Below are 25503 nucleotides of genomic sequence, written 5' to 3'. Positions count from 1 at the left end.
CCATGTTGAAGTCGCTGTTGTCTTGCCTGCTCGCCGGTCTTGTGTTGCTCGGGATGCCGCTGGCCCACGCCCAGCAGATGGGCAGCGCCCTGATTGCCTACGACGATGCCAGCTCCCCTCGCCTGCTCACCGCCAACCAGGGCGCCGGCTCCGTCACCCTGCTGGCACGGGACAGCGGCGAGCGCATCGAAGAGGCGCATTTTGGGGGGGATCTGCGCCAGCTGGCGCGGGCCCCCGACGGCACCCTGCTGGTGACCGACTACAGCGGCGACCGCCTGCTGCTGCTGGGTGCCAACCTTGAGCTTGAAAAGGCCATCCCCACCGGCCATCGCCCCTACGGCGTCATCTTCGACCCCAAGCGAGGCTGGTTCTGGGTCAGCCTGTTCGAGGCCGCGCGGCTGCAAGCCTATGATCTGAACGGCACTCTCAGGCTGGATGTGGCGACCGCCGAAACCCCGCGCGGGCTGGCGCTCACCGATGACGATCGCCTGCTGCTGACTCACGCCATGACCGGCCAGCTGGCCATCTACGATCTCGGCAAGCTCAAAGACCCGCTCGATGCCGCGACCCTGGCCAGGCCCCGCCTGATCACCCTGGCCGAGACCCACAGCGCCACCCCCAGTGACTCTCAGGGGCTACCGCGCCTGCTGGATGGCATCGCCCTCTCCCCCGACGGCAGCGAGGCCTGGTTGCCCCATGTGCTGTGGAGCTTCGACCATCCCTTCCAGTTCCAGAGCACCGTCTTCCCTGCGGTCTCCATCATCGATCTCGATGAGGAGAAAGAGCGGGTGGATGAAAGAAAGCAGCTGTTCTTGCAGATCAACCTGCCCAATGTCGGCAACCGCAGCCAGATCGTCTCCAACCCCTTCGCCGCCCGCTTCGCCGCCGACGGCAAACGGGTCTACCTGACCCTGGCGGGCTCGGAGGATCTGCTGGTGTTCGATCTGTCCCGCAGCGGCAAGCAGAACAGCAACCGCCACCGCCGCAAGAAGTTCCAGGGCGGCGCCAAGGCGACCCAGTTGCTGCGCCACCTGCCGGGCCAGAACCCGCGGGATCTGCTCATCGATGGCGACCATATCCTGGTGCACAACGTCATGGGCCAGGATCTGACCCGCCTTGCCAGCGGCGGCAACGGCCCCTTCGCCCGGGTCACCGTCGACGTCCCCCACTTCGCCAGGCTGGTGGAACAAGATCCCCGCCCCGCCGCCCTGGTGCGCGGCGAGCGACTGTTCCATCTCGGCAACACCAGCGCCAATGGCCGCTTCCCCATGGCGGGGGACAACTGGATGAGCTGCAACTCCTGCCACCTTGACGGTTTCAACTTCACCAACCGCTTCCTGATGCAGGCCCACCGCCAAGCGAGCAAAGATAACGCCATCAACGGCCACGCCAACCTGACCAACATGGTGGCGGGGGACTTTATTGGCGAATACCTGCGCATGGTCCAGCAGACCCAGGGCGGCATGGGGCATGACGGCCGGGATGGCGCCGACACCGTGGATCCCGCCCATCCTCAGCCCGAGGTACGGGCCATGATGGAGGATCTGCACGCCTTCGTGACGGCAGATGGCAACCTGCCCTATCTCGCGAACTGGCTGCGCCTCGATGCCCCGCGTCAGGATCCGGCCAAGGTGCCCACCACCCACCCCAAGGAGTGGCTGAACTCCGCCTCCTGCCAGAACTGCCATGCCCAAGCCTTCGCGGACTGGAGCGACAGCAACCACCGCCTGATGGGCAACTCCCACCCCTACTACAAGGCGGTGCAGGCCCTGGCCCGCCAGACCGAGGGCGAGGCCTTCGGCCAGTGGTGCCAGGGCTGCCACATGCCCCAACAGGTATTGAACGGCCAGACCGACTTGCCCAAGGGCTCCCACATGCTGGAGCAGGGCGGCGCCTCCCTCATCGAGGCGCACCGGGCGGGCGAGCCCGTGGTGGAAGAGGGCACCGGCTGCGTGCTGTGCCATCGCATCACCCGACTGGAAGACGCGGGGGGCAACAGCGCCTTCACCGTCAACCTGAAAGACAGGGAGAGCTATGTGTTCGAGGACGCCCCCGGCGGCAGCGCCCGCCACTGGCTGGCCGAGCGGCAGATCAACGCCCGTCCGGCGATGCACAAGGCCTCCTATCAGAAGGATTTCTATCAGGATGCGGCGCTGTGCAAGTCCTGCCACAACGAGTTTGCTCCGGGCACAGGCGCCAACATAGTCAACACCTGGGACGAGTGGCAGAATTCGAGCTTCGCCAGGGCCGAGGATCCGGCCAGGCGTCGCAGCTGCATCGACTGCCATATGAACCCGACGCCGGGTAAGGGTGGCGATGCGGTCGTCGGTCAGTCCACCGAGAACGGCACCACGAAGAGCCGCCTCTATCGCCACAACTTCACCGGCGCCCAGCACCAGCTGGTGGGGCTGCGCAATCCGGATCTGGAGCAGGAGAGCCTGGCGCTGCTGCGCTCCAGCGCCGCCCTCAGCGCCCGCATAGAGCAGGATGCCGAGAAGCAGGCACTGGTGGTGCGCGTCACCAACGTCGGCGCCGGCCACGCCCTGCCCACCGGGGTGGCGGATTTTCGTGAGCTCTGGCTGGAGCTGACCCTCACCGACGCCGAGGGCAACATAGTGCTGCGCAGCGGCCAGCCGGTAGCCGGCGCCGTGCCGGAGGATGCCCGGCTGTTCAGGAAGGTGTTCGGCGATGCCGACGGCAAGCCGGTGGGGCTCAAGTTCTGGCGCTACGCCAAGCTGCTGGCAGACACCCGGATCCCGGCCGATGGCTGGCGTGACGAGTCCTGGCCGCTGCCCGCGGATGCCAGAGGCCCCTTCAGCGCCGACATCAGACTCAACTTCCGTACCTATCCCAAGTGGGTCAACGACATTGTGCGCGCCACCGAGCCGCAGCTGCCCGAGCCCCCCATAGTGCTACTCAACCGGCTACAGCTGACCCAGCTGCAGCCGACCCCATCCTCCCCCGACATGGAGCCTGAACGCTGATGTTTGCAAGTTTCCTTATTACCCTGCGCGAGGGGCTGGAGGCCTTTCTGCTGGTTGGCATCTGCCTCTCCTACCTCGCCAAGCTGGGGGCGAGTCGCTACAACAAGTTCATCTACCTGGGGGTGGTGCTGGGCCTTGTCGCCTCTCTGGCGGTGGCCTTCCTGTTTCAGGTGGTGGTCAGCCAGTTCGAGAGCGAGCGTTACAACCATCTGCTGATGGCGGGGATCCTGATCTTCGCCACCCTGGTGCTCACCTACATGGCAGTCTGGATGCAGAAGCAGGCCAAATCCCAGGTAGGGGCCATGACGGCCCGCATCGATGCGGCGGTCGATGCGGGCAACCTGTTCGGGCTGGTGCTGCTCGCCTTCCTGGCGGTGATGCGAGAAGGCTTCGAGACGGTGCTCTTCTTCTCGGCGCTGGTCTATTCGGGCCAGGGGGTGGATCTTCACGAAGGGCTGATGGGGGCCCTGGCCGGGTTGCTGGTCTCGGTAGCCCTGGTGTGGGCGCTGCTGCGCTCCACCCGCAAGGTGGCGCTGGCCCCCTTCTTCCGCTGGACCGGCCTGCTGATCATCATCATCGCCGCCGGGCTGTTGTCGTCCGCCGTCAACATGCTGCAGGCGGCCGGGGTCATCACCCTCTGGACCACGCCGGTGTTCAACATCAGCCATATCCTCGACGATCGAGGGGTGTTCGGCACCTTCCTGCGCGCCCTGTTTGGTTACAATGCCTCCCCCGCCGGCCTGCAGCTGGCGACTTGGCTGGCTTATCTGGCGGTCTTCGTCACCATCTGGTATCGCAACTACAAGCCCAAGCCAGCCGCCGGCAAGGCATAAGCCAGCTCATTCACACCGGGGCCTGCTGGCCCCCTTTTCTCGCTTTCGGATACCAGTGGCATGACGGATAACAACCAGAAAATTGCAGTGTTGGGGGCCGGTCCCGCCGGTCTGATGGCCGCCTGGCGCCTGCGTCAGGCCGGCTTTGCGGTCACCCTGTTCGAGCAGGAGCCCGTGGTGGGCGGCATGTGCGCCACCCAGCGCTTCACGGGCAAGGATGGCGACTACCGCTTCGACTACGGCGGCCACCGCTTCATCACCAAGAACCCCGAGCTGCTCGCCTTCATCGACGAGCTGATGGGGGAAGATCTGCTGCACGCCGAGCGCAAGAGCGTCATCCGCTTCAATGGTCGCACCTACGACTACCCGCTCAACCTCGGCAACCTGCTCAAGACGGCGCCACTGCCGCTGATGGCGGGGGCGCTCAAGGATCTGCTGCTGTTGCCCTTCGCCAAGAAGCCGGCGGATTTTGCCAAGGCCAGCTTCGCCGACTGGATCCAGAGCCACTTCGGCCGCACCCTCTATCGCCAGTTCTTCGAGGGTTACACCGCCAAGCTGTGGGGCATCAACCCGGATCGGCTCTCCGCCGACTGGGCCGGTCAGCGCATCAGCCTCATCGACTTGAAGGACGTGGCGCGCCGCCTGCTGCCAAGGCGCAAGGGCAACCACTCGGTGCGCACCTATGCCCGCAAGTACCGCTATCCGAAACATGGTTTCGGCCAGATCTTCACCACCCTGGGGGAGCGGCTGGTGGCGGAGGGCGTCGAGCTCAGGACAGGGGCCAGCATCAGCCGGCTGACTCAAGCCGATGGCCGCATCGAGCGGGTCGAGTGGCAGCAAGAGGGCGTGGCGCAGAGTGAGGCATTCGATCAGGTGATCTCCACCCTGCCGCTGCCGCTCACCTGCCAGCATCTGGGGCTGCCCTGCGAGCTGCACTATCGCGCCCTGCGCTTTATCAACATGCCGCTCAATCAGGAGAACCTGTCGGACAACACCTGGCAGTACCTCTCCGATCCGCAGATCCTCGCCACCCGGCTGCAGGAGCCACGCCGGCGCAGCCCCTTCATGGCGCCGGCGGGCAAGACCTCGGTGATGCTGGAGGTCCCCTGCAATCCGGGGGACGCCACCTGGCAGGCACCGCTGGCGGAGCTGCGCGGCCGCATCAGCCAGGATCTGGCGAGTCTCGGGGTCGACACCGACAAGCTCGGCGAGGAGACCTTCGAGGCGCGCAGCGAACATGCCTATCCGCTGATGGATCTCGGCTATCAGCAGCGGCGCGACGCCGCCATCCAGGGCCTGATGCCCATCGCCAACCTCATCATGAGCGGGCGCCAGGGTACCTTCCGTTACATCTTCACCGACACCGCCATGGAGATGGGGCTGATGGCGGCCGACATGGTGATCGACGGGGTGGACAGACGTCACGCCATCTTCAATCATCGCAACGAAAACACCGTGATCGAAACCCAGAGCGTGGCCTGAGCCCGGCTGAATGAATCAATAAAGGAGAGTAAGGATGAGCATCCGCCACGGTTTTATCGCCCTCTTGCTGCTTGCGAATGTGGGGCAGGCCCAGGCCTACTCCTATGCGGCGGCAGGCAAGGAGCCCCTGATCGATGCCCGCGAGCAGTTGCTGACGGCGGCGAGCGAGGGCCAGGATGGCAGCGCCATACTGGCGAGTCTCGCCGAGGAGCTCGACTATCTGGAGCAGCATCACAAGGTGCAGCTCCAGGCGCCGCTGGCCGAGGCCATCAAGGGCAAGGACGTCGAAGCGACCGCGGCTCTGCTCAATCGCGCCTACAAGGCCGAGATCGAGCGCCGCCTCGAGGGGGCCAGCCAGAATCTGGGGGACTATCAGACCGCCAAGGTGCTGGTGGTCAAGAGCAAGCGCTTCCTGGATCTGATCCTGCCCTCCCTCAGTGAAGGGGATCGCAAGGCCGCCGAGCAGGCGCTGGCCCAGGTGCTGGATGCCATCGGCAACCCCGGCGTGTTCGGTGTGGGCGCCAAGCCCGCCGATGCCGCCGCCTTCGCCGAGGCCGAGAAGGCGCTGATGGCCGTGCTGGCCCCGCTCTGATTGCTACCCGCCGACCGATGACAACCTCTCCCCTCATCCCCAGCCCTTCTCCCGCAAGGGGAGAAGGGGGCGATGGGCCTCGCTGGCAGGACATGGGGAAAGCCGGGATACAGGCACAAGGTCCCGGCCGCCAGCTTTGGCTGCTGGTGCTGTTGCAAGGGGCCTGGATGGGCTGGCTCTTTGCCTTCCCGGTGGCGCTGGATTCCGACGATGCGCTGAACTTCGCCCACGGGGTGACGCGTTTCAGCGTGCTGGAGTTCTCCCCCCACTTTCCCGGCTATCCCGCCTTTATCTGGCTCGCTCGCCTGATCCATCTGGTGGCCCCGGATCCCGCCAGCGCGGTGCAGTGGGCCAGCCTCTTGGGCAGCAGCCTGCTGCCACCCCTGGCCGCCTGGCTGGCGGTGCGGCTGTGGCAACGGCCGGCGCTGCTGGCCCCGGTGTGGCTCGTCACTATGGCGCTGCCGCTCACCCCGACCCTGGCGCTCAGCGGCCTCTCCGACGGCCCGGCGCTGGCCGCCTGGCTCGGTGCCCTGCTGGCGCTGCAGCATCGCCGCCTCGCCCTGGCGGGCCTGTTGGTGGGACTGCTGCTGGCCCTGCGCCCCTCCTACCTGGTGCTGGCGCTGCTGCCAGTATTTCAAGGATGGCGGCAGGGCTGGCAAGCCAGGGAGCAACGACTCGCCTTCCTCTCCCCCATAGCGCTGGTGGGGCTAGCCTGCCTGCTGTTTGTCTGGCAGGCCGATGGCTGGGCCTACTTCAGCGAGGGGCGACGCTTCACCGATGGCCACTTCACCCTGTGGGGCAACACGGCGGCGGCGCACGGCTCCCGTCTGCTGAGCTGGGGCCAGACCCTGGCTGCCCAGCTCAGTCCACTCTGGCCACTCCTGCTGTGGCCGCTCTGGCTGGGGGGACGACGCCTGGCCGCCTGCCCAACTGCGCTCTGGGGAGCCTCATGGCGTTGGGGCTGGCTGGCCCTGCTGCTCTGGACCCTGTTTGGCCAGAACCCGGACAATCCCCGCCACCTGGCGCCGCTCATCTATCTTGGCCTGATCCTGCTGGTCGGCGGCCTGCCTGCGGCAAAGCCTGTCGCGGTGGCGGCCATGCTGGGCGGTCTGGCGCTGCTCTGCACCACCCTCAGCCCCCCCGCCTTACCCGCCATGGTGCAGGCCCGCCAGCTGGCCGAACGGCACTGTCCGGCCCTGGTCACCCAATGGGGCGTGCGCCTGCTGCGCGAATCCAGCCCGCTGCCCGTCACCGATGGCTGGTATAAGGGCGATGCGGCGCTGGCACTGGGGCGAGGCGCCTGCCGCCTCAGCCGCCGTCCCCTGGCGGCCCACGATTTGCCGGGCCCCTATAGCGCTATCTGGTTTGCCCCCCGCTTTCGCGCCGAGCCCGGCCTCTGGCTCGCCATACCCCGCTGATGCACTGATCCCCCGGTCAGCCTGTGTGGCGCCAGATGGCTCACCCCTCCCCGCCGGGGTCGGCTACACTCACTGCGCATCCGCCAAGAGAGTGTCTGCCGATGAAGGGTCTCAGGGAGTGGTATCTCGTCGTGCCGAGCCTGGCGCTGGCCAGCGGACTGCTGCTGTTGCCGTTCTGGCTGCAGGGGGGCAGCCAGGGCCATGATCTGTTCCACCATCTGCTCTCCGGCCACTATTTCGCCCAGCAGCTGTGGCAGGGGGAGCCCTATCCGCGCTGGCTGATGGCGATGAACGGCGGCTTTGGCAGCCCCACCTTCTTCTTCTATCCCCCGCTACCCTACTATGTCAGCGCCCTGTTTGCCGGCCCCGGCGCCCTCGCCCAGCACGCCATCACCCCGCTGCTGTGGAGCGCCAGCCTGGCACTGCTGCTCTCCGGCCTCGCCGCCTACCTCTGGCTGCGCGGCTTCACCGCCCCCGGGCGCGCCCTGGCCGTCAGCCTGCTCTACCTCGCCCTGCCCTACCACCTGGCCATGGATCTCTACGCCCGCTTCGCCCTCGCCGAGTTCTGGGCCTTCGTCTGGGCGCCCCTGATCCTGCTGGGGCAGGATCTCGCCACCCGGCGTCAGCGGGGCGGCCTGCTGTTGCTGGCCCTGAGCCTGGCGCTGCTGGCACTCTCCCACCTACCCAGCCTGCTGCTGATGATGGGGCTCATCAGCCTGCGTGCCCTGCTGCAGGCCTGGCAGGGCCGCACCCTGCGCCCCTGCTGGCTCATCCTGGGGGCCCAGGGGCTCGGGCTCTGCATGGCGGCCACCCTGCTGCTGCCTGCCCTCGCCGATCAGGGGGCCATCTCCATGGAGCTGATGCGCGGCGGCATGTTCGATTTTCGGCGCAACTTCCTCGACCGCTTGCCGTCCGGTTGGGAGGACTGGCGCTTTCGCAGCCACCTCGCCTGGCAGAGCCTGCTGACCCTGGCCCTGCTGCTGACCGCCTGGGCCGCCGCCCGCGAGCCGCACCATCCCGAGCTGCTGTGCTGGGGGGCGCTGGGGGTGAGTGCCTTCCTGATGATGCTGCCCGTCAGCCAGCCGCTCTGGTCCTTGCTACCCCCGCTGCAGCGAGTGCAATTCCCCTGGCGACTCAACCTCATCCTCGCCCTGGCCACGGTCGCCGTGGTGGCGCTGGCCACCCCCGCGCACCGCCCCTGGCAGTGGCTCTGGTGGGGGTTGCTGCTGCTGACGCTGATCTCCGCCCTCGCCTATGTGCACAGCTCCCCCCTCACCCAGGCACCGGACAGGGCCGCCCTCGCGGACGAGTTCGACAGCAAGCGCAGCGCCCGCGAATATAGGCCCAAGCAGGTGCCAAGCGGCCTGTTCGCCCCGACCCTGCTCGCCTGGAAGGAGGAGTTCCTGCCCCCCGTCAGCGCCGATCAACCCGGCGCCCACTGGACGTTGCAACGCTGGCAGCCCCGCGCGCTGGCGCTGGAGGTGACGACCAAGGTGCCGACCAAGCTGGTGCTGCACCAGTATGACTACCCCGGCTGGCAGGCCTGGCTCGACGAGCGCCTGATGCTGACGGTGGGTGCCAACCCCCAGGGCCTGATGCAGCTCTGGGTGCCCGCCGGCAGCCACTCCCTCAGCCTGAGGCTGATGCCGCGCTGGCCGGAGCGGCTGGGCAACCTGTTGTCGCTGCTGGGCTGGCTGCTCTGGCTTGGGCTCGCATGCTGTCGCCAACGATCGCCGCTAGAACGCTGATTTGTCAGCAGATCAGACCTCCCGGCACGGTGCGTGATAGTCCAGCCGGCCCGGCACAAAGCTGATAAACTTCAAGATTATTGCGCACTCCTCACTCGCTCACGATCGGATACCCTATGCCCCAGTCCATAGCCCTCTCCCCTCGCTTCCTGTTTATCCTGCTCGGTGCCCTGGCGGGTCTGACACCGCTGGCGGTCGACATGTACCTGCCCGCGATCCCGGCCATCGCCCGGGATCTGGCCACCAGCATCGACGGGGCTCAGCTCACCATCAGCGCCTTCCTCGGCGGCTTCGCCATCGGCCAGCTGTTCTACGGTCCCCTGGCCGACAGCTACGGCCGCAAGCCGGTGATCCTGGCGGGTCTCTCCATGTTTGCCATCGCCTCGGTCGGCTGCGCCATGGCGGAGTCGCTGCCGGAGCTGCTGGCCTGGCGCATGGTGCAAGCCGCCGGCGGGGCGGCCGGCTCAGTGGTGGTCAACGCCCTGCTGCGGGACATGTTCGAGAAGGATGCGTTCTCCCGCGCCATGTCCTTCGTCATCCTGGTGATGACCCTGGCGCCGCTGGTGGCCCCGGTGGTGGGCGGCTACATCAGCGCCCACAGCAACTGGCGGGTGATCTTCTGGCTGCTGGTGGGCATCAGCCTGCTCATCTGCGTGGTGATGCAGTGGAAGATCCAGGAGACGCTCAAACCCGAACACCGGCAGCCGCTCAAGCTCGGCCAGGTGCTGCGCAACTACTGGGGCGTGCTCTCCCACCGCGGCGCCATGGGCTATGTGCTGTGCGGCGCCCTGTCGAGCTCCGGCATGTTCGCCTTCCTGAGCGCCTCGCCCTACGTCTACATCGAGTATTTCAAGGTACCGACCGAACACTACGGTTGGCTGTTTGGCCTCAACATCCTGCTGATGATGGTGGTCACCTTCGTCAACAGCCGGCTGGTGAAGGGGGTGGGCGCCGAGCGCATGCTGCAATACGGCCTGATCATGCTGCCGCTGGCCGGTGCCCTGCTCATCTACAACGCCTGGAGCCAGACCGGCGGCCTCTGGGGCATCGTCATCCCGGTGGTGCTGTTCGTCGGTCACATCAGCCTGGTGGGGGCCAACGCCATGACAGGCTTGATGGGCCACTTTCCCCAGTCGGCGGGCACCGCCGCGGCCCTGGCGGGTACATTGCGCTTTGGCGTCGGCGCCCTGGTCGGCATCCTGGTCAACCTCAATCCGCCCCAGTCCCCGCTGCCCATGGCCATCGCCATCGCCAGCTGCGGCTTTGGCTCGGCGCTGAGCTACTGGCTGCTGACCAGCAAGCGCGCCGCGACGGCCTGATGGCCTGGCACAGTCATCCTGACATGAAAAAGCCCTGTCCATCGGACAGGGCTTTTTGCATGAAGAGCAGCCGATGAGCGCGCTATTGATCGGCCTCAAGGCCGCTGCGCACCAGTATCTCGCTCTCGAATCCATCCAGGCTCAGCTGGTTCTTCTTGCGCCAATAGGCCTCGATCCCCTCCTTGCCCTGGCGCGTCGACCAGTTGGCCAGCGCCTCCCTGTCCCCCTGATAGTCGTACAGGGGCACCGCCATGCCGCAGGAGGTCTGCACCCGCTCTATGTCGAGCAGGAAGATCTGCCGGGCCGCCACGCTGGCCGGAAAGCGCGCCATGGCCGCCTCCCAGCCTGGGTCGCCGCGGTGCAGCACCCGCGCCTGGCCATAGGCCCGCAGTATCATAGGCGCCCCCTCGAAGGCGCAGAACATCACCGTCATGCGAGGGTTGCGCAGCACATGGGCCGCCGACTCGTTGCCGCTGCCGGTCAGGTTGAGCCAGGCCAGACGGTGGGGGTCGATGATCCGCAGGGAGTCGCCCCCCTTGGGGGAGAGGTTGACCGTGCCCTGCTCCGCCGCCGTGCCGACGAAATAGATCTGCTGTGCCTCGATAAAGGCGATATGAGGTGGCGAGAGCGCCTCGAATAACTGTCCCATCTTCCTTCACCTCTCCATGCGCCTCAAAGCAGGGCGCTATTGAGCCACAGATGTGCCCCTATGCTGACCATATAACCAAGCAGAATGGCGGGCAACCACTTGAGGTGGCCGAAGAAGGTGTACATGCCGCGGGCCTGCCCCATCAGCGCCACCCCGGCGGCGGAGCCGATGGAGAGCAGGCTGCCCCCCACTCCAGCGGTCAGGGTCACCAGCAGCCACTGCCCCGTCACCATCTCCGGATCCATCGACAGCACGGCGAACATCACCGGGATGTTGTCGATGACGGAGGAGAGCAGGCCGATGACGACGTTGGCCCGGGTCGGGTCGCCCCCCGCGTAGAGGAATTGGGAGGCCAGCTCGAGATAGCCCATGAAGCCGAGCCCGCCGACGCACATCACCACCCCGTAGAAGAACAGCAGGGTGTCCCACTCGGCCCTGGCGATCTGGCTGAACACGTCGAACGGCACTACGCTATCGAGCCGCTGCAGCCGCGCCTTGTCGCCGCTGCGCTCATAGCGGGCGCGCTTGCGGGCCAGGGAGCGAGCCAGGGTCTTGCGCAGGTAGAAGCCGAAAAATTGCAGGTAGCCCAGCCCCAGCATCATGCCGAGCACCGGGGGCAGGTGCAGGAAGTGCTGGCAGGCGACCGCGGTCACTATGGTGAGGATGAACAGTAGCACTATGACACCGGCACCGCGCTTGAGCTCCACCTCCTCATCCTGCACCTGGGGGGCATGGCGCGGCACCATGAGGCTCATCAGCAGGGCCGGCACCAGGAAGTTGAGCAGGGAGGGGATGAAGAGCGCGAAGAACTGGCCGAACTGCACCTTGCCCGCCTGCCACACCATCAAGGTGGTGATGTCGCCAAAGGGGCTGAAGGCGCCGCCGGCATTGGCCGCCACTACGATGTTGATGCAGGCGAGGTTGACGAAGCGGCGATCCCCCCCCGCCACCTTGAGCACCACGCTGCACATCAGGAGCGCCGTGGTCATGTTGTCCGCCACCGGCGAGATAAAGAAGGCCAAGATACCCGTGAGCCAGAACAGGGTGCGCAGGCTATAACCCGAGCGCACCAAGGCGGCGCGCAGGGCATCGAACAGCCGCCGCTCCTCCATGGCGTTGATATAGGTCATGGCCACCAGCAGGAACAGCAGCAGCTCGGCATATTCCAGCAGGTTGTGACGAAATCCGTCGTGAGCCAGGGTGCCGAGCCCCTGCTCGGCATAGACGATGCCAATCACTATCCAGATGATGCCGGCCGCGATCAGCACCGGCTTGGACTTGTGCAGCTGCAGGGGCTCCTCGGCCATCACCAGGCCATAGGCGAACACGAAGAGGACGAGGGCAAACCAGCCCGCCCCGCTGTGGGTCAGGGGAATGGCGCCGCCGTCGGCGAGGCTTTCGCAGGAAAACAGACTGAGCCCGAGCAGGGCGATGAGGCGCAGGGATCCAGACATGAATGCTCTTCTCTTGAGAACCATCTGGCATTGATGCTAGCAGCGGATATCAAAATAAATCGTATTTATATCAGGCTTTTCGGCATCACTGCCCGGGGAGATGAGCGGTGTCAACCAGGGTGGAAACGTGACAAATAGGGCCCCGGACAGGGCCCGATATCGGGGCTATTTCTTGCCGAACCCGGATTGCTTGAGGGTATAACCGGCGCTGTTCTGCCAGGCATCCAGGCCGCTTCTGTTGTTGCCCGCCACCAGGCTGGCGGCCAGGCTGGGGCTGTTGAACAGCTGATCGGCGATGAACACCAGGCCGCCCTCGCTGCGGGTGCTGAGCACTCCCTTGGCCAGCAGCTCCTGGCGCAGCTCGATCACCGCCTCGCGCAGGGAGGCGGCATCTTCCCCGTTGGCGGTGGAGCCGGCCTGCACCATGAAGCCGGGATTTTGCCGCTTGCCGACCGGATAACCGTGGGCTTCCGCCCCCTTGCCGTTGAAGTGGTAGAGCTCGCGCTCCCCCGGCTTGTTGTCGGAGAGCGCCTTCTGCAGGGTCATCAGCTCGTTATAAATATCGATGGGCACGACGGCCGCCTGCTTGGTGCCCTTGCTATCGATGATAAAACTGACTTGCTTGTGTAACATCCTTGCTCATCCTGTGCCCCATGGAGACCCCTATTCTAACCACCTCTGGCGAGCGGGATCCAGCAAGGATCCTCATCCCTTTTGCAGGCCCGATCACTAACTGGCATAGTGAAAGCCATTGACCATCAACCGGTTATCCCATGCTGATCCTGCGTGACCTCTCAAAGAGCTTCGACAACGGCAGCGAACGCCTGCCCCTGTTTCACGGCCTGGATCTGTGCCTCGCCGCCGGCGAGACCTGCCTGCTGCTGGGGCAGAGCGGTTGCGGCAAGTCGACTCTGCTCAACCTGATCGCGGGCCTGATCCCGCCCGATGGCGGCGAGATCTGGCTGGGGGAGACCCGGCTCGATCGGCAGTCACCGGATGAGCGGGCCCGGCTGCGCGGTCGCCACTTCGGCATCGTCTATCAGGATTTCAACCTGCTGCCGACCCTCAACGTGCAAGAAAACCTCAGCCTGCCGCTGGAGATCAACGGCCTGCCCCGCGAGCCGGCCGTGCTGGATAAGCTGCTCGCGCGTCTCGGCCTGGAGGATAAACGCCACGCCTGGCCGGAGCAGCTCTCCGGCGGTCAGCGCCAGCGGGTGGCCCTGGCCCGCGCCCTCATTCACCGACCCCAGTGGCTGCTGGCCGATGAGCCCACCGGCAGTCTCGATGAGCACAACGCCGAGCAGGTGATGGCGCTGATGATGGAGGCGGTCAGGGAGACAGGCGCCGGCCTCCTGCTGGTGAGCCACAACCCCGCCTATGCCGCGCTGGCGGACAGGGTGCTGCGCCTCGAAGGGGGTCAGTTGGTGCAGCTCAAGGGGCCACGCCATGATTGAATCCTCTCTTCCTGAGGGCATCACATGCTGCCGCTAAAGGCGCTGCTGCGGCTCTATCGCTGGCACCCCTGGCTGCTGCTGATGAGCCTGACCGGGCTGATGCTGGGGGTCTCGCTGGTGGTCGCCATCGACCTGCTCAACCACAGCGCCAAGACCAACTTCGTCGCCGCCCGCACCCAGCTGGCGGGGGATGCCAACTATCGGCTGGCCCCGGGCGGCGGGCTGGATGAGTCGCTCTACGTCAAGCTGGTGCGTGGCCAGCGCGAGCTGGACGCCATGCCCCAGGTGCACGCCTGGCTCAAAGACGAGCAGGGTCGCAGCTTCCAGCTGCTGGGGCTGGATCTCTTCAATCCCGGCCCCCTGGCCCCGCTCTTTACCCTGGCGCCCCAGGCGACGGAGGCCCCCTTCGGCCGGGCCGACAGCATCTGGCTGGCGGCGCCCGAGGCCGAGCGCCTCGACTGGCGCCAGGGCCAGTCCCGCACCTTCCTGCTGGGCGAGCGCCGGCTCACCCTCAGCCTGGCGGGCACCTTCACCCCGGGCCCAGTGCCCATGGATCGGTTGCTGCTCACCGACATAGGCCTGGCGCAGCCCCTGCTTGGCAAGGACGGACGGCTGGATCGCATCCTGTTCAAACTGACGGATCCCCGGGCCCGCGCCCTGCAGGCCGCCCTGCAAGCCTATCTCCCCAATAAGCCCCTGTGGCTCGAACCCATCAGCCCGGCGCTCGATGCCAGCCAGCTCGGCGATGCCCTGGCCCTGAACCTCAGCGCCCTCTCCCTGCTCGCCATGGCGGTGGGGCTGTTTCTGGTGTTCAACGCCCAGCGCTTCGTGCAGAGCGTACGCCGTCCCCAGCTCGCCCAGCTGATCATCCTGGGGTTGCCACCGCGCCGGGTGCTGCGCTGGCTGGGGCTGGAGCTGATGCTGCTGGCCTCCCTCGGTACCCTGCTCGGCCTGCTGCTCGGCAGCCTGCTGGCCCTGGCCCTGATGGGGCAGCTGACCCAGGCGCTGGCGGATCTCTACGGCCCCAATCCCATCGATCTGCTGCGTCTCTCCCCCATCAGCCTGTTCAAGGCCATCGCCATCGGCCTGCTCGGCACGCTCGCCGCCAACCTGCCCGGCTGGTGGCAACTGCTGCGCCAATCCCCCTTGGCCCTTCGCGAAGGCAACAGCCGCCCCGCCAGCCACCCGGGGCGCAGACGCCTGCTGGCGCTGGCCATACTGCTGCTGTGCGCGCTCTGCCTCGCCCTGCCCCAGACTGGCCTGCCGGGCGCCCTGCTTATCGCCGGCGGCTGGCTGCTGGCCATGGCGCTCTGGCTGCCGGACGCCCTGCGCTGGCTGCTCGGCAAGTTGCGCAGCCATGGCCGCAGCGGCCTGACCGCCAGGCTGGCGGTGGCCGAGACCCAATATCATCTGGATCGCACCGCCATCGCCGTGATGGCGCTGCAACTGGCCATCGCCGCGGCCATCGGCATCGGGGTCATGGTGTCGAGCTTTCGCAGCAGCGTGGAGAGCTGGCTGAACCAGCGCCTCGCCGCCGATCTCTATGTCAGCGCCCCCAAGGGAGCGGCGGGCAGCAGGGGCAGCCTGAGCCAAGAGACCCTGGACGCCATCCTCGCCAACCGGTTGGTGGAGCTGGCCTCGCGCCGTGCGGTCCGGCCCGCCCGCTGGCAGGGGGAGCCGATAGAGTGGGCCCAGATGGACTTTATCCCGCCGCTCCAGGCGGCCTATCCCCTGCTGACCGGACGCTGGCCGGAAAAACACAATGAGGTGCTGGCGAGCGAGCCGCTGACGGTGCGGCTCGGGGTCAGGGTGGGCCAGACGCTCGAGATAACGGATGAGGCAGGCCCACGACAAGTTCTGGTCACCGGCGTCTATCAGGATTACGGCAGCGACAAGGGGCAGCTCCTGCATGCCTTCGAGCAGGGACCGGTGCAGTCCCTCGCGCTCTTTAGCAAGACGCCCGAGCGGCTGGCCGATGCGCTGCGCGCCCAGTTCGGCGAGCGGCTCAATCTGCTGCCCGCCCCCGCCATCCACGCCGCGGCGCTCAAGGTGTTCGATCAGACCTTCGTGGTCACCGAGCTGCTCAAGCTGCTGATCTTAGGGATAGCCTTCGTCGGGATCGGCTCCGCCTTTATGGTGCTGGGGCTGGCCCGCCGCGCCGAATTGCAGACCCTGCAGAGTCTGGGCCTGAGCCCTCGCCGCTGCCGCCTGCTGCTGGTGTGGCAAGGGGCGGGTCTGGGGCTACTCACGGCGCTGCTGGCCCTGCCGGTGGGCTATGGCCTGGCCTGGGTGCTGATCGCCGTGGTCAACCCCCGCGCCTTCGGCTGGACCCTCACCTTCGAACCCGCCCCCGCTCACGCCATCACGGCCCTGCTGCTGGCGCCGGTGTGTGGAGCCCTGGCTTCCTGGTATGCGGCAAGGAGAGTGATATGAAGTGTTTACTGCGGGCCAACCTGCTGGCCGCCCTGCTTGCCGTGCTAGGCACCAGTGTTCAAGCCCAGGATCTCGGCAACCTGCTGGGGGATGGCGGCGATCACTTCAAAAAAGCCTTGCCCAACCAACCCATACAGCTACCTGCCGATCACGACGCCCACCCGGACTACCGCTCCGAGTGGTGGTATCTCACCGGCAACCTCAAAGACGAGCAGGGGCGCGAATATGGCCTGCAGTGGACACTTTTTCGTCAGGGCATGAAGCGGCAGATTGCCTCGGACAATCCCTGGCTTGCGCCCCAACTCTGGCTGGCTCAGTTCGCCATCACGGATCTCGCCACCGGCAAACACTTGCAAGACGAGCGCACCAGCCGCCAGGGGCCGGGGCTGGCGGGCGCCAGTGGCGGCGACTATTGGCTGAAGGAGTGGGCACTGACGTCCGAGGGGGCGGCGCTCTTCCCGGCAGAGCTCAACATCGACAGCGAAATTGGCCAGCTCAGGCTGCGGGTGAGTGCCCGCAAACCCGCGGTGCTGCAGGGCAAGGCGGGTTACAGCGAGAAGAGCCCGGGCAACGCCTCCTTCTACTATTCCTACCCGCGCTTGGCGCTGGAGGGCACCCTCAGCATCGATGGCGAGGCCCGCAAAGTGAGCGGTCAGGGCTGGTTCGATCACGAGTGGAGCAGCTCGGTATTGGCCGAGTGGCAATCGGGCTGGGACTGGTTCTCGCTGCAACTTGCCGATGGCCGCGAGCTGATGCTGTTTCGCCTGCGCACCAAACCGGGCCGCGCCAATCCCGAAAACCAGCCCGAGAACCGCTACGGCATCCTGATTGAGCCGGACGGCAGCAGCCGGCTACTGTCGCCTGACACCATCGTTCTCACCCCGGGCAAAACCTGGCGCGGCCCCAAGGGCCAAGACTACCCCGTCGAGTGGCAGCTTAAGGCCGCCGATTTGAATCTCGTTATTAAGGCACGTCAGCCCAATCAGGCCATGACGGGCCGTTTCGACTACTGGGAGGGGGCTGTGATTGTGGAAGGAGATGCCAAGGGGGTCGGCTATCTGGAAATGACGGGGTATTGAGCCAACGGCCTACCCTGTTTCTCAGCATAATGCCTTGTTTCGAGCTGCCTGCTCTCCTCGATTTCTGATCCCCATCAAAAATGCGCTTAAATCCCCCGCCCATGTAAAACGTTTCGCTCAACAACGGGATACACACTTGGTAACCTACTCATCCGACCCTCAGAGCCCCAAAAGCAGATAGGGAGTGACGATGGTTCAATCCTCTTCAATTCTGCTTGAAGGCAGCACAACGGAAGCTGAAATCCGTGCGGTAGCTATCTTAGTGGCTAACCAAATAATCCCTATAGAGCAAATTTAAACAAAGAAAATTGACCACTTATATTTCTCATTATATTGATCAACATCCAATGAACTTTATATGAAATATTCCCAACATATTTTACAAACTTAAGAATAAGGAATCTACTTTGAAAAAATTCTTGTGGAAATTACAGAGTAAATTTGAAGTCTCAAAAGAGGACTCCGATTTCTCATATTTTTTTAGCTTGTTAGTCGCAGGTGAGGCTATCACAAAGCTAATTACTTTGATTAGCACAAGTGCATTGATTTCTGATAAGGACAGACACCAGTATCGTATACTTTATGAATTAGTAAGATCTAGTGGTGTAGGTGACTGGAGCAAAGCTATCGATGACTTATTAGTAGGAACCGCCTCACAATACCTGTCTCCTGAATTTAGAAATTTTCAAGCAGAGCTAACAAAGAAAACATCTCGTGAAGACTGGAGATTTCAGGCTGTTGATGAACTTGAAAAAGCACTAAATATTTTAAATGCAGAATATTCAACAAATAATGAAAAGAAAGATCTCAAGTCTTGGTTTAAACTTTTCACTGAGTTGAGAAATAAAACTCGTGGACATGGAGCATTACTTCCAAACACTATCTCAGTGTTAGTACCACATTTAGAAAAAAGTCTATTATTGCTTATAGAAAACTTGACTCTGCTTAAGGTTCCTTCTGCCTACCTCAAGAGAAATCTGAATGGAAAGTATCGAGTTACAGAGATTGGAGAAAAATCAGAGACTTTTGATCAATACAAGAAAATCAATAATATCTATATAGAAGATGGTGTATATGTATTTATAGGAGAGCTGAAGAAAATCCCTCTGTTGTTGAGTGATCCTGACTTAACTGATTTTTATCTTGCAAATGGAGGGTTCACTAACAAAAAATATGAGCTTATATCGTACTTGACGGATGATAAGAAACATGGTGATTCGACTTTATTTCTAGCTCCTTTGGGGGTTCTTCCCCCTAGTGAGTCGGAGGGCGTTGGAGAGTTATTAAATATCGACCGAACTTTTACTAACGTCCCAAATCTTTCATATGACTACATTGAACGAAGAGAGCTGGAAGATGATCTACACTCCTTACTACTAGATGACAGACGGGCGGTTATAACATTATTAGGCAGAGGGGGAATAGGTAAGACTTCATTAGCACTGAAAGTTATCCCGAGACTTTATAAAGAGAATAGATTTGATGCCATTATTTGGTTCAGTTCCAGAGATATTGACCTTCATACAAGTGGCGTGAAACTTGTCACTGCAAATGTAATCTCTAACAAAGATATCTCCTTGTATTACGCAAAGCTTGTTTTATCCAAAGAAAAAGCAAATGATAAAAACCTCAATGCTATTGATTTCTTTCAAAATCAGCTAATTAAATCAGAAATCGGGCCATGCTTATTTGTTTTTGATAACTTTGAAACAACGTCAAATCCATTGGAAGTATTTAAGTGGCTTGACACATACATACGCCTTCCGAATAAAATTCTCATAACAACTAGACTAAGAGAATTTAAGGGTGATTATCCAATAAATGTGCACGGTATGACTGAGGATGAATCTGAGAAGCTTATAATCCAAACTGCTACTCAGTTAGGCGTAGATAAATATCTTTCGAAAGGTAAGATTGAGGACCTTTTCAAAGTATCAGCCGGACATCCATACATTATAAAAATAATGCTTGGAGAACTTTCAAAAACTCAAATGAAGGGGTCGCTCCCCAAAATAATTGCTGGTAGCGATGAGGTCCTAACTGCTCTTTTTGAAAGGACATATTCAGTATTAAACCCCTGCACCCAGAGGGTTTTCTTAACACTTTCTTCTTGGAACTCGGCTATATCAAGATTAGCACTAGAAGCAGTGCTAATGCGTTCTATTGATGACCCATTAGAAGTTGAAAAAGCAATAGACACTCTCATTCAATACTCATTGGCAGAGGAGTTCCAATCTAGAACCGACAGCCAATACTTTATATCACTTCCCTTTACAGCCAGAGTGTTTGGTGAGAAAAAGCTTAATGTTAGCCCATTGAAAAGCATTATTTCTGGAGATGTTAAACTGCTTCAAAGGTTTGGTCCAACCAAACCAGATATAAATAAAATTGCTTTAGCCCCTCATGTTAAACATTTCCTATCCACCTTAGAAAACCCGACAATTGACTATTCCAGTAATAAAGAACTTCTTGAAAGAATTGGTATGTCATATAACGAGTGCCTACCAATGATATCAAGATGGCTTCATGAGTCTAGTGATGAAAACTTGTGGTTAGAAGCAAAAAAATATCTATATTTATATCTAGAGAGTGAAAAACTAGAAGAAAACAAATGTATTGCATGGAACAGTTTGGCAGAAATATGTCGTTCATTAAAAGAGCCTTTTGATGAAGTTCACGCTCTCATTGAGTCATCCCAATACTTACAAGTAGACTTTTCTGTTCTCTCAAACGTTGTTAACAAAGTCAATCATATGCTCAGTACGCAAGAATTAAAGCTCGAAAACCAAGATGTAAAAACTGAGCTACTATCTAAAATATATGATGTAGTTAACAAAAGGAAGTCTGAAGCTGATGCAGTTGATTTTTCTCGGATAGCGTGGCTAGCATTACATTTAGATAAAAAAAATGATGCTCGCCAGCTTATAGAGCAAGGATTAGCTCTCGACCCTGACGATAGATACTGCCAGAATCTTAAATTGAGGTTTAACAAGGGGGAGGTTATAGCTAGATGATTTTAAGGTACATACGCGACATTATCCTTTAGAGTTTTCATATGTTAGGTTTTACGAGAAAACCCCGGCAGAGCTTGATTTTCCGGGGTTTTCTTTTTCTCGCTGCCTGATCGACCAGATAGAGGATGCTGTGATAGGGGATGCCGGCGCTCTGACTCAGCCCTATCTCGCAAGTGCGGCTGTTGCTAAAGCCTTGACGGCAATTGGCGGGCACCTGGGCAGGCTACAACGTTAATCCTGGGTCATCAGCCCTTGTCGCTTTCAAGACAGCCACGCCGAACAGGCACAGGTGTGGGCCTAACGGCGTGGCTTGAAAGAGGGACTGCTGAGATAAGGATTAAGCGCGGACACAGGCCTGGGTGGAGATAAACGCCAGCGACTGCCGATTAAAGTGCTCCGGCTGCTCCACGTTGCAGACATGGCCGCAGTTTTCGATGATCGCAAGCTGGCTGTAGGCATCCCGCGCCACCTGCTCGCGCACCGGGGCGATAAACATATGATCCTCCTCCCCCATCAGGTAGAGGGTCGGGATCGGCAGGGCGCGCTCCTTGAAGTAGCGCATCAGCGGGTTCACCTCGGTGGCGAGGCGGAACCAGCGTTTGAACTCCTGCTGGCACAGCTTGCGGGCCTCGCGCACGAACAGATTGCGGGACTCCTGATGGTGCTGGCGCGGCATGATGATGAAGGCGAACAGCCGGTAGAGCCACATGTAGGGCAGGATGTGCTGGCCGACCCGGCCGAGCTGCACCAGCGTCTGGGAGCGGATGTCGAGCCGCAGTATGGCGCCGCCGAGTACCATGCTCTTGACCCGCTCGGGGCAGAGCTCCGCCAGGCTTCGAATGAGGATGGTGCCGAGGGAGATGCCGACGAAATGCGCGGAGGGAATGCGCAGATGATCCAGCAGCCGCACTATGTCTTCGGTCACGGCCCTGAAGCTGTAGTGACCCTTGACCACCTGTTGCAGCTGGTTGGACTGGCCGTGACCGCGCAGGTCCAGCAGCAGCACGTTGAAGTGCTCGCGATAGGCGCGCAGCTGCTTGAACCAGATGGAGGAGCTGCCACCGGCGCCGTGCACGAACACCACCCAATCCCGCTCGGGGCCAAGCTCAAAGGTCTTGTGGTACAACATCTTATGGGCTCCCGGGGGGTTGGGGGATATACTCGGCGGGCATATTAACAGAAGCGGCGCCCCGCTGAATATGCTGTCACTCATCATCGGACCAGCACGGAGTCCTGTATGACGCTCACTCTTTTGCGTGAATTTCTGCTCAGCCTGCCCGGCGCCACCGAAGATACGCCGTTCGGCCCTGAGTTCCTGGTCTATCGCATCGCCGGCAAGATGTTCGCGCTGGTGAACTGGCAGGCCGATCCGCTGACCATCAACCTAAAATGCGAACCGGAGTTCGCCCTGCTGCTGCGAGAGATCCACCCACAAGTCAAACCCGGCTGGCACATGAACAAGCAGCACTGGAACACGGTGACCCTGAGCGAGGCGCTGGCCACCGAGCTCTGGCAGGGCTGGGTCCTGCACTCCTATGAGCGGGTGGTGGCCGGCCTGCCCAGGGCCAAGCGGCCGCAGGCGCCGGCCCGATGAGCCCGCACGAGATGAGCCACCCATCAGGGCAGTCGGCCCCCCTGCAGATAGTGGCGCTGCGGGAAGAGCACATCCCCCAACTGATCGCGCTGTTCGAGCAGACGGTACTAAGATGCGGCCCCGAGCACTACAGCCAGGCCCAGGTCGAGCAATGGGCCCTCGGCGCCCATCACCCCGGCCTCGCCAGCCAGCTGCGCGAGCACCACGGCTGGGTCATAGAGCAGATGGGCGAACCGGAGGGCATCCCGTTCGGCTTTGTCACCCTGAGCGATGACGGCCACCTCAGCCTGCTCTATGTCTGCGCCGCCCATCAACGCCAGGGGCTCGGCAGCCTGCTGCTGGAGACCGCCCTGCTGGGGGCGCGGCGACTCGGTCTGCGGCTGCTGACCACTGAGGCCAGCGCCTTCAGCCACGGCCTCTTCCTGCGTCATGGCTTCGAGCAGGCCGGATTGGAAACCGTGGAGCGCGGCGGAGTCAGTTTTGTCCGTCATCGCCTCTACTGCCGCTTGCCAAGCTAGGTCCAGCCACTAAAATACGGCCCAATTCCGCATATCAATGAATGAAGGCAACCATCATGGTGGTAGAGAGCGAAGGCTATAACGCGCTTGTAGAGTATCTGGTCGAGAGTCTGGGGCTGTTCGAGGGCCAGCAGCAGGGCACGGGCGCCCAGAGCATCGAGGATCTGGTGAGCGGCCGGATCGCCGACAATCTGATGCGCATCTGCGAGCAGAATCCCCAGCTCGATCCCAAGGTGCGCTTCATGATCATGCAGGAGGCCGATGCCGTGGTCGCCGATCTGGAAGAGGTGCTCAGTGCCGTCTGGCTGCGGGCGCCGACCCCGGCCCAGCAGGCCTTCCTCGACGAATTCATCGATCTCATCAAGAACCTGTTCGACAGCGTCATCGGCTGAGCCGCCCCGGCCTCCCCACGCCCCTCAACGCACCAATGAAAAGGGCCGCCTCAAAGGGCAGCCCTGCTTGCTATCATTTCCAATTCATCGCGCTTTTCTAAGTTGAATGAATATCGAGGCAAGAAATGTGTCTGGTCTTGGCTGCCATCCATGGTAGCTAGCTTGTTAGTCTAGTCGAAGTCCAATTAAGTAAGTTCCCGGCCATGACACATTTTTTAAAGATTCTTTTCAATCTGATGAAGAGAGCGTCATTCAACGCTCTTTTCTACCCTCTTCAGCGATTCAGGCTCGGCGGCAGACAGACCCCGATCCCGCCCAGCCCGCAGTAGCCTTCCGGGTTCTTCTTCAGATACTGCTGGTGATAATCCTCGGCGTAATAGAAGGGCGCCAGCGGCAGGATGCGGGTGGTGATGGCGCGGACATCGCCGCTCGCCGCCATGGCCTGCTGGAAGGCGGCCAGGCTCTGCTGGGCGATGGCCTCCTGGCTCTCGTCGTCATAGAAGATCACCGAGCGATACTGGGTGCCGACATCGCCGCCCTGGCGCATGCCCTGGGCCGGATCATGCTGCTCCCAGAACAGCTTGAGCAGGTCGCCGTAGCTGATGACCTTGGGGTCGAACACCACCTGCACCGTCTCCGCATGACCGGTCAGGCCGCTGCACACCTCCTTGTAGGTGGGGTTGGAGGTCAGGCCGCCCTGATAACCGGCGGCGGTGGAATAGACGCCGGGCTGTTGCCAGAACAGGCGCTCCACACCCCAGAAGCAGCCCATGCCAAACCAGGCAACCGCCATCCCCTCGGGCCAGGGACCCTGGGTCGGGTGGCCATTCACTGCATGCTGCTGGCCTATCACCAGCGCCTCGCGTCGTCCCGGCAGCGCCTCTGCCGGTGAAATAATCTGCTCCATACCACCTGTCCTTGTATAAAAACCCGTGCGACCACAGGGCTGACGAAGAGTCACCTCGAAGATAACAGTTTATGGGGCGGGATCAACCGAAGTGCGGCCGCCGGCGGGGCGCACCGCGGCCCCTGGGTCGGCCCTTCGCCGGCAGAAAATGGCAAAAGAAAACCGACAATTCAATATTTAGTCTTGATTTGTGAATTTATTTTCATATATTGGGCGAATTGCTGTTTTTTTATGGAAGAAGCCTCAAGTGCGTGAACGCGAACCCAGCCTGGTCTATGCCTTTCGGCAATCCACCCCCTATGTCAATGTGCACCGGGGTGCCACCTTCGTGCTGATGATGGGGGGCGAAGCCATCTGCCACCCCAATTTTGCCAACATCGTTAGCGACATCGCCCTGCTGCAGACCCTCGGCATTCGTCTGGTGTTGGTGTTTGGCTCGCGCCCGCAGAATGACGAGGCGCTGGCCAAAGCCGGCATCGAGGCGCAATACCACAGGCGGATCCGGGTCACCGACGATGAGAGTTTCGACATCATCAAGCAGGTGTGCGGCGGTTTGCAGTACGACATCACCGCCCAGCTCTCCATGGGGCTGGCCAACACCCCCATGCAGGGCGCCCGCATCAGCGTGGTGAGCGGCAACTTCGTCACCGCCCAGCCGCTCGGGGTGGACGACGGCATCGACTTTTGCCACAGCGGCCGGGTGCGCCGCATCGACGTGGAGGGGATCTGCCGCCAGCTGGATCAGCAGGGGCTGGTGCTCATCTCCCCCATCGGCTGCTCGGTCACCGGCGAGAGCTTCAACCTGAGCTCGGAAGAGGTGGCCCGGCGAGTGGCGGTGGATCTCAAGGCCGACAAGCTCATCTGTTTCAGCAGCACCCAGGGGGTGATGGACAGACACGGCGAGGCCATCTCCGAGCTCTTCCCCGAGCAGGCGGAAGAGCTGCTGGTGGAGCTGGAGCAGGCGGGTGAGGAGATGTCCGGCACCGCCCGCTATCTGCGCGCCGCCATCGCCTCCTGCCGCGGCGGCGTGCCCCGCTCCCACCTGGTGAGCTATCAGGACGATGGTGCCATGCTGCAGGAGCTGTTCAGCCGCGACGGCCTCGGCACCCAGATAGTGCGCGAAAGCGCCGAGCGCGCGCGCGCCGCCTCCATCGAAGACATCGGCGGCATCCTGGATCTGATCCGGCCGCTGGAGGAAGAGGGCATACTGGTGCGCCGCTCCCGCGAGCAGCTGGAGATGGAGATCGACAAATTCACCATCATAGAGCGCGACGGCCTAATCATCGGCTGCGCCGCCCTCTACTGCTTCATGGAGGAGGCGATGGCCGAGATGGCCTGCGTCGCCATCCACCCCGAGTACCGCAACTCCAACCGCGGCGATCAGCTGGTCGCCAAGGTGGCCGAGCGGGCCAAGCGGCTCGGCATCCGCCGCTTGTTCGTGCTCACCACCCGCTCCATCCACTGGTTCAGGGAGCGGGGCTTCGAGCCGCTGGAGGTGGAGGATCTGCCGGTGGAGCGCCAGCGCCTCTACAACTGGCAGCGCCGCTCCAAGGTTTTGTCCAAGACCATCTCGTAACTGATTGATCTTGTGTCGGGTTATTGCCAATTCTTAAGTTTTTTACAAACTCGATTG

The 25503-nt window shown here is 62.0% G+C and carries 20 protein-coding genes; 15 read left to right on the top strand and 5 right to left on the bottom strand.

From position 1 onward, the window contains the following. The first annotated feature begins 2 nt into the window (after positions 1–2). From EL255_RS08295 to EL255_RS08265, 7 genes are all read left to right on the top strand, one after another. Positions 3–2984 carry an NHL repeat-containing protein gene (locus EL255_RS08295; RefSeq protein ID WP_042653473.1) on the top strand — a complete coding sequence of 994 codons (2982 nt, stop codon included), beginning with the start codon at positions 3–5 and terminating at the stop codon, positions 2982–2984. Then, positions 2984–3817, top strand: a complete 834-nt coding sequence (locus EL255_RS08290; protein ID WP_042653472.1) for an FTR1 family iron permease — start codon at positions 2984–2986, stop codon at positions 3815–3817. Before EL255_RS08295 ends, EL255_RS08290 begins: the two co-directional genes overlap by 1 nt. A 60-nt stretch (positions 3818–3877) precedes the next feature. Further along, positions 3878–5299: an FAD-dependent oxidoreductase gene (locus tag EL255_RS08285; protein ID WP_042653471.1), complete on the top strand. Its 1422-nt coding sequence runs from the start codon at positions 3878–3880 to the stop codon at positions 5297–5299. 34 nt (positions 5300–5333) lie between these two features. After that, entirely contained in the window at positions 5334–5891 is a 558-nt protein-coding gene (locus tag EL255_RS08280; protein ID WP_042653470.1) for a hypothetical protein, read from the top strand. A gap of 140 nt (positions 5892–6031) precedes the next feature. After that, positions 6032–7309: a hypothetical protein gene (locus EL255_RS08275; protein WP_042653748.1), complete on the top strand. Its 1278-nt coding sequence runs from the start codon at positions 6032–6034 to the stop codon at positions 7307–7309. A gap of 101 nt (positions 7310–7410) precedes the next feature. Further along, on the top strand, positions 7411–9057 hold the full coding sequence (locus EL255_RS08270) for a 6-pyruvoyl-tetrahydropterin synthase-related protein (RefSeq protein WP_042653469.1): 1647 nt from the start codon (positions 7411–7413) through the stop codon (positions 9055–9057). A 116-nt stretch (positions 9058–9173) separates the two neighbouring features. Next, the gene (locus EL255_RS08265) at positions 9174–10376 is read left to right on the top strand and encodes a Bcr/CflA family multidrug efflux MFS transporter (protein ID WP_042653468.1); all 1203 of its coding nucleotides are present in this window, start codon (positions 9174–9176) and stop codon (positions 10374–10376) included. Positions 10377–10458: 82 nt separating this feature from the next. Here EL255_RS08265 and EL255_RS08260 read toward each other — a convergent pair whose 3' ends face one another. The 3 genes from EL255_RS08260 to EL255_RS08250 form a co-directional block, all read right to left on the bottom strand. After that, positions 10459–11025 (bottom strand): pyridoxamine 5'-phosphate oxidase family protein, encoded by a 567-nt coding sequence (locus EL255_RS08260; protein ID WP_042653467.1) that lies wholly within the window; start codon positions 11023–11025, stop codon positions 10459–10461. Positions 11026–11048: 23 nt separating this feature from the next. Further along, the gene (gene nhaD, locus EL255_RS08255; protein WP_042653466.1) at positions 11049–12479 is read right to left on the bottom strand and encodes a sodium:proton antiporter NhaD; all 1431 of its coding nucleotides are present in this window, start codon (positions 12477–12479) and stop codon (positions 11049–11051) included. A gap of 165 nt (positions 12480–12644) precedes the next feature. Beyond that, on the bottom strand, positions 12645–13112 hold the full coding sequence (locus tag EL255_RS08250; protein WP_042653465.1) for a DUF4357 domain-containing protein: 468 nt from the start codon (positions 13110–13112) through the stop codon (positions 12645–12647). A 140-nt stretch (positions 13113–13252) separates the two neighbouring features. On the opposite strand from EL255_RS08250, the gene EL255_RS08245 reads away from it, so the two are divergent. The 4 genes from EL255_RS08245 to EL255_RS08230 all read left to right on the top strand — a co-directional run bounded on the left by EL255_RS08245 (position 13253) and on the right by EL255_RS08230 (position 20459). Next, positions 13253–13933 carry an ABC transporter ATP-binding protein gene (locus tag EL255_RS08245; RefSeq protein WP_042653464.1) on the top strand — a complete coding sequence of 227 codons (681 nt, stop codon included), beginning with the start codon at positions 13253–13255 and terminating at the stop codon, positions 13931–13933. Positions 13934–13957: 24 nt separating this feature from the next. Further along, on the top strand, positions 13958–16366 hold the full coding sequence (locus EL255_RS08240; RefSeq protein ID WP_042653463.1) for an ABC transporter permease: 2409 nt from the start codon (positions 13958–13960) through the stop codon (positions 16364–16366). Continuing rightward, the gene (locus EL255_RS08235) at positions 16363–17445 is read left to right on the top strand and encodes a lipocalin-like domain-containing protein (RefSeq protein ID WP_042653462.1); all 1083 of its coding nucleotides are present in this window, start codon (positions 16363–16365) and stop codon (positions 17443–17445) included. Before EL255_RS08240 ends, EL255_RS08235 begins: the two co-directional genes overlap by 4 nt. A gap of 407 nt (positions 17446–17852) precedes the next feature. Continuing rightward, on the top strand, positions 17853–20459 hold the full coding sequence (locus EL255_RS08230; protein WP_170176000.1) for an NB-ARC domain-containing protein: 2607 nt from the start codon (positions 17853–17855) through the stop codon (positions 20457–20459). Positions 20460–20796: 337 nt separating this feature from the next. Here EL255_RS08230 and EL255_RS08225 read toward each other — a convergent pair whose 3' ends face one another. Next, positions 20797–21588 carry an alpha/beta fold hydrolase gene (locus EL255_RS08225; RefSeq protein ID WP_042653461.1) on the bottom strand — a complete coding sequence of 264 codons (792 nt, stop codon included), beginning with the start codon at positions 21586–21588 and terminating at the stop codon, positions 20797–20799. A 108-nt stretch (positions 21589–21696) separates the two neighbouring features. Here EL255_RS08225 and EL255_RS08220 point away from each other — a divergent pair, with 108 nt between their 5' ends. From EL255_RS08220 to EL255_RS08210, 3 genes are read left to right on the top strand one after another with little or no spacing between them, the layout of a single operon-like run. After that, positions 21697–22053, top strand: coding sequence for an MmcQ/YjbR family DNA-binding protein (locus EL255_RS08220; protein WP_042653460.1), 357 nt, complete (start codon positions 21697–21699; stop codon positions 22051–22053). 11 nt (positions 22054–22064) lie between these two features. After that, positions 22065–22571 carry a GNAT family N-acetyltransferase gene (locus EL255_RS08215; RefSeq protein WP_170175999.1) on the top strand — a complete coding sequence of 169 codons (507 nt, stop codon included), beginning with the start codon at positions 22065–22067 and terminating at the stop codon, positions 22569–22571. Between the two features lie 56 nt (positions 22572–22627). Then, positions 22628–22963: a DUF3802 family protein gene (locus tag EL255_RS08210; RefSeq protein ID WP_042653458.1), complete on the top strand. Its 336-nt coding sequence runs from the start codon at positions 22628–22630 to the stop codon at positions 22961–22963. A 274-nt stretch (positions 22964–23237) separates the two neighbouring features. On the opposite strand, the gene msrA is transcribed toward EL255_RS08210, so the two are convergent. After that, positions 23238–23870: a peptide-methionine (S)-S-oxide reductase MsrA gene (msrA, locus tag EL255_RS08205; protein WP_042653457.1), complete on the bottom strand. Its 633-nt coding sequence runs from the start codon at positions 23868–23870 to the stop codon at positions 23238–23240. A 247-nt stretch (positions 23871–24117) separates the two neighbouring features. Between msrA and argA the strand changes: the two genes are divergently transcribed. After that, positions 24118–25446: an amino-acid N-acetyltransferase gene (gene argA / locus EL255_RS08200; protein ID WP_042653456.1), complete on the top strand. Its 1329-nt coding sequence runs from the start codon at positions 24118–24120 to the stop codon at positions 25444–25446. Positions 25447–25503: the final 57 nt, after the last annotated feature.

The sequence above is a fragment of the Aeromonas encheleia genome (assembly GCF_900637545.1).
GTDB classification, from domain to species: domain Bacteria; phylum Pseudomonadota; class Gammaproteobacteria; order Enterobacterales; family Aeromonadaceae; genus Aeromonas; species Aeromonas encheleia.
The sequence above is the reverse complement of the archived record's forward strand: the minus strand, read 5'-3'. Positions and strand labels throughout refer to the sequence as shown.

What these genes read in the sequence shown, in the direction of transcription:
- EL255_RS08285 (WP_042653471.1), top strand. Translation starts at nt 3,878, where the DNA reads ATGACGGATAACAACCAGAAAATTGCAGTGTTGGGGGCCGGTCCCGCC.
- msrA (WP_042653457.1), bottom strand. Translation starts at nt 23,870, where the DNA reads ATGGAGCAGATTATTTCACCGGCAGAGGCGCTGCCGGGACGACGCGAG.
- EL255_RS08265 (WP_042653468.1), top strand. Translation starts at nt 9,174, where the DNA reads ATGCCCCAGTCCATAGCCCTCTCCCCTCGCTTCCTGTTTATCCTGCTC.
- EL255_RS08280 (WP_042653470.1), top strand. Translation starts at nt 5,334, where the DNA reads ATGAGCATCCGCCACGGTTTTATCGCCCTCTTGCTGCTTGCGAATGTG.
- EL255_RS08235 (WP_042653462.1), top strand. Translation starts at nt 16,363, where the DNA reads ATGAAGTGTTTACTGCGGGCCAACCTGCTGGCCGCCCTGCTTGCCGTG.
- EL255_RS08240 (WP_042653463.1), top strand. Translation starts at nt 13,958, where the DNA reads ATGCTGCCGCTAAAGGCGCTGCTGCGGCTCTATCGCTGGCACCCCTGG.
- EL255_RS08210 (WP_042653458.1), top strand. Translation starts at nt 22,628, where the DNA reads ATGGTGGTAGAGAGCGAAGGCTATAACGCGCTTGTAGAGTATCTGGTC.
- EL255_RS08270 (WP_042653469.1), top strand. Translation starts at nt 7,411, where the DNA reads ATGAAGGGTCTCAGGGAGTGGTATCTCGTCGTGCCGAGCCTGGCGCTG.
- EL255_RS08225 (WP_042653461.1), bottom strand. Translation starts at nt 21,588, where the DNA reads ATGTTGTACCACAAGACCTTTGAGCTTGGCCCCGAGCGGGATTGGGTG.
- nhaD (WP_042653466.1), bottom strand. Translation starts at nt 12,479, where the DNA reads ATGTCTGGATCCCTGCGCCTCATCGCCCTGCTCGGGCTCAGTCTGTTT.
- EL255_RS08220 (WP_042653460.1), top strand. Translation starts at nt 21,697, where the DNA reads ATGACGCTCACTCTTTTGCGTGAATTTCTGCTCAGCCTGCCCGGCGCC.
- EL255_RS08295 (WP_042653473.1), top strand. Translation starts at nt 3, where the DNA reads ATGTTGAAGTCGCTGTTGTCTTGCCTGCTCGCCGGTCTTGTGTTGCTC.
- EL255_RS08250 (WP_042653465.1), bottom strand. Translation starts at nt 13,112, where the DNA reads ATGTTACACAAGCAAGTCAGTTTTATCATCGATAGCAAGGGCACCAAG.
- EL255_RS08260 (WP_042653467.1), bottom strand. Translation starts at nt 11,025, where the DNA reads ATGGGACAGTTATTCGAGGCGCTCTCGCCACCTCATATCGCCTTTATC.
- EL255_RS08290 (WP_042653472.1), top strand. Translation starts at nt 2,984, where the DNA reads ATGTTTGCAAGTTTCCTTATTACCCTGCGCGAGGGGCTGGAGGCCTTT.
- EL255_RS08215 (WP_170175999.1), top strand. Translation starts at nt 22,065, where the DNA reads ATGAGCCACCCATCAGGGCAGTCGGCCCCCCTGCAGATAGTGGCGCTG.
- EL255_RS08245 (WP_042653464.1), top strand. Translation starts at nt 13,253, where the DNA reads ATGCTGATCCTGCGTGACCTCTCAAAGAGCTTCGACAACGGCAGCGAA.